This is a genomic window from Vibrio sp. D173a (genome assembly GCF_030248475.1).
This window is the reverse complement of sequence record NZ_JAHGAH010000378.1, coordinates 1-707: the sequence shown is the minus strand read 5'-3', so window position 1 is coordinate 707 and position 707 is coordinate 1. Positions and strand designations below refer to the sequence as shown.

The 707-nt window shown below is 49.1% G+C and carries 1 protein-coding gene and 1 pseudogene; both read left to right on the top strand.

Features of this window, described 5'->3' with window-relative positions; translation table 11 throughout:
- Positions 1 to 401 (top strand): hypothetical protein (locus KIV40_RS25980; protein WP_285352074.1); only part of this gene is annotated, 401 nt, incomplete at its 5' end.
- 134 nt (positions 402 to 535) lie between these two features.
- Positions 536 to 707: pseudogene (locus KIV40_RS35495) on the top strand (copper transporter); the annotation flags it as partial.

Sequence of the window (707 nt, the reverse complement as noted above, 5' to 3'; positions counted from 1 at the left end):
TCTTCACAACACTGGTACTCTTGGTATCGAGTGTGGCGAATAGTGAGCCGTTGATGAATATCCAAATGATGTCAAAAGGCATGGCACATCATTCGTCTATGATGAGTGAAAGTGAACACTGCGGTATGCCTGGCATGATGGACGTCTCCATGACAGACGTTTCTATGTCCGAAGCTTCCGAAGCAGAAAATAGCGATGCAAGAGAAACCAGTATGAACTGTGGCGGAGGCTCAGGCATGGTTCATACCTGCTGTACTGCCGCGTGTACGATAGTTTTCGTCCCCCTACCGAATCCTATCAATAGCCCAATGCCTGTCGTTTATCGCGCAACCATTACTCCTGAAGTTGCTTCCCCAGTCGTACACGTCAGCCGCGACCTGTACCGACCTCCTATAGTTTAAGTCAGTCAAGCATTCGACCCTGCGTGTGTATCGCAGGTTGTTTTAATGCGCCTGAACGATGAGGTTACAAGGCTTTACTGTTCCCCCAATAAAATCCGCACCTCCATCGATCCGGCGAACACTGGATTTAGATTATGGATATCAAACCATACCGCTTAGCTGCACCTATTTTTATGGTGGCTCTGGTCGCTGCGCCAACCTTGGTTAACGCAGCAGGTAACGAGACGCACGCAGCGCAAAATTCCGCATCAAGTGAGCGAGCTTCAACGACCAAGCTTGCCCAACTGATCAACATCGCTTTAAGAA